General features: G+C 63.4%; 3 protein-coding genes. All 3 read right to left on the bottom strand.

Annotation, left to right across the window (positions count from 1 at the left end):
• Window positions 1-24: 24 nt before the first annotated feature.
• Window positions 25-1,659: an IS66 family transposase gene (gene tnpC / locus EJ903_RS26105; protein ID WP_126620791.1), complete on the bottom strand. Its 1,635-nt coding sequence runs from the start codon at window positions 1,657-1,659 to the stop codon at window positions 25-27.
• A 42-nt stretch (window positions 1,660-1,701) separates the two neighbouring features.
• Window positions 1,702-2,022, bottom strand: a complete 321-nt coding sequence (gene tnpB / locus EJ903_RS26100; RefSeq protein WP_425455525.1) for an IS66 family insertion sequence element accessory protein TnpB — start codon at window positions 2,020-2,022, stop codon at window positions 1,702-1,704.
• 23 nt (window positions 2,023-2,045) lie between these two features.
• Window positions 2,046-2,448, bottom strand: a 403-nt coding sequence (gene tnpA / locus EJ903_RS26095) for an IS66-like element accessory protein TnpA (RefSeq protein ID WP_158628030.1), incomplete at its 5' end; no start/stop codon positions are given.

Here is a 2,448-nt window from a genome sequence, read left to right as displayed (position 1 = left end):
GTAACCATCCGGCGAGTGACGCGGTCAGGCTGCTTTCCTGATATTTTGAGCGGCTTTCCAATTCCACGGGAGCAATTCGTGCAACCGGTTCTGCGGAATGTCGGCGATACGGGCGAGGACATCGGCGAGCCACGCCTGGGGATCGACGTCGTTCATCTTGGCGGTGACGATCAGGGTGTACATGGCGGCGGCACGCTGTCCGCCACGGTCTGAACCGCAAAACAGCCAGCTTTTGCGGCCCAGCGCGATGCCCCTCAGCGCCCTTTCGGCGCAATTATTCGTCATACAGATACGGCCGTCGTGGAGGAAACGGGTGAACCCGCCCCAGCGGGTCAGCATATAATCCATCGCCTTGGCGACGTCGTTGTGCCGCGACAGCTTGGCGCGTTCGGCGCGCATCCATGCTTCCAGTTCCGCCACCAGAGGGGCGACATGCTCCTTGCGCGCCGCCAGCCGATCATCGGGCGGTTTGCCGTTGATGGCGCGTTCAAGGTCGAACACGGCGTCGATGCGTTTCACCGCTTCAAACGCCAAGGGCGAAATCGGCGGCGGGATTTTCCCATGTCGGCCTTTGGCGGCGTTGGCGGCGATATCCGCCAAAACGAAGAATTTGCGTCGGCCATGCGCCCAGCATAGCGCGTCGGTGATCGGTCCGGGCTTCCGGTCCGGCGCATAAAGCCGATTGTACCCGGCGAAGGCGTCGGCCTGGAGGACGCCGACGAAGTTCTCAAGGTGCTTTTCCGGATGCTCGCCGCGACGGTCGCGGGAATAGCGGAACGCCGCAGCATGGGCCGTGTCGGCGCCGAAGGGACGATCATCGCGCACGTACACCCAAATCCGCCCGGTGTCGGTCTTTCCTTTCGCCAACACCGGAACCGTGGTGTCGTCTCCATGCAACCGCGCCGCCGTCATGACGTGGGCGTCGATCAGATCGAGCAACGGCTGCAATGCGGCGGTCGCAGCGCCGACCAGGTCGGCCAGGGTGGACAGACTGAGGTCGATCCCCTCACGGGCGAAACGTTCGGACTGGCGGTTCAACGGCTGGTGTTGGCCAAACTTCTCGAACAGAATCATCGCCAGCAGACTGGGACCGGCAAGGCCGCGCGGGATGACGTGGAAGGGGGCGGGCGGCTGGTGGATCGCCTCGCAGGCTCGGCAGGCGAATTTCTCCCGCACCGTTTGCAGCACTTTCCATTGCCGGGGAATGCTTTCCAGGGTCTCGGTGACGGTTTCGCCCAGTTTGCTCAGCTTGTCCGACCCGCAGCACGGGCAGGTCGTCGGGGACGGCAGCACCGTCCGTTCGCGCGGCAGGTGATCGGGAAACGGCTTTCTGACCGGCTTCTTGCGGGTGAACGGCTGAACGTCGGTGGTTTTCGCCGCCGCCTGTTCGGCCTTGATTTCGTCTTCACCGGCGGTCGCCTCAAGCTCTTCAAGCTGCAATTCGAGTTGATCGAGCAGCCGGGATTTGCGTTCGGAGCGCGTCCCGTACAACTCGTGCCGTAGCTTGAGGATTTCCAGCTTCATTGCGGCGATCAGGGCATCGTCGCCGGACTTGATCGCCAGCGCCCGGGCTGCTTCGAATTCGAGAACATCGACCCGCGCCAAGGCCGTCGCCGCAAGGGCGCGCAAGGAAACGATGTCGTCGGGCAGGCTGTCCATGGCGACGATTTTATCATAAAATCTAGTATGTTGAACCGGATTTCACCCCGCCGCCTCCGGTTTCCAGGTCCGTTGCGGCAGCCGCCAATCGACCCCTTCAAGCAAATATCCCAGTTGCCCGGCGGTGAGCGAGACCGCCCCGTCCACCGTTGACGGCCACACGAACCGCCCCTTCTCCAATTTTTTGGAAAACAGACACATCCCCTGGCCGTCGTGCCAGATCACCTTCACGGCGTCGCTTCGGCGCCCGCGAAAGATGAACAAATGGCCGCCATGCGGATCGCGTTTCAGGACTTCCTGAACCTGCAACGCCAAACCGTTCCAGCCTTTCCGCATGTCGGTGCAGCCCGTCGCCAACCACACCCGCGTCCCCGGAGGAGCCGGGATCATGATCGGCTCCGCGAGCCCATCAGCGCCGCGATCACCGACGCCGCCAACTCCGGCGATGTCGCCGCCGGGATGCGCACCCGCACGTCTCCACCCAACGTCACTTCGACCGCCGCTTCGGAAGTCGGCGGCTTCGGCGCCGACGCGATCAAGGACGACGTCTGCAAACCGCCGTCATCCGGCGGCGGCGCGGAAGGCGTCACCGTCACACCGATGAAGCCGGAAAGCGGACGATCAAATGATCGGCCTTCTCGTTGCCGACGCCAGCGATACAGCAGGCTTTCATGGACCCCGAACCGCCGCGCCGCTTCCGAAACCATCACGCCCGGACGAAAGGCCGCTTCGATAAGCCGTAATTTCTCGGCCTCCGTGTAGTGCCGACGACGTTCCGAACCCGCCAAA

This window comes from Azospirillum griseum (assembly GCF_003966125.1).
GTDB classification, from domain to species: Bacteria; Pseudomonadota; Alphaproteobacteria; order Azospirillales; family Azospirillaceae; genus Azospirillum; species Azospirillum griseum.
This window is presented reverse-complemented; position numbering and strand designations above follow the sequence as displayed.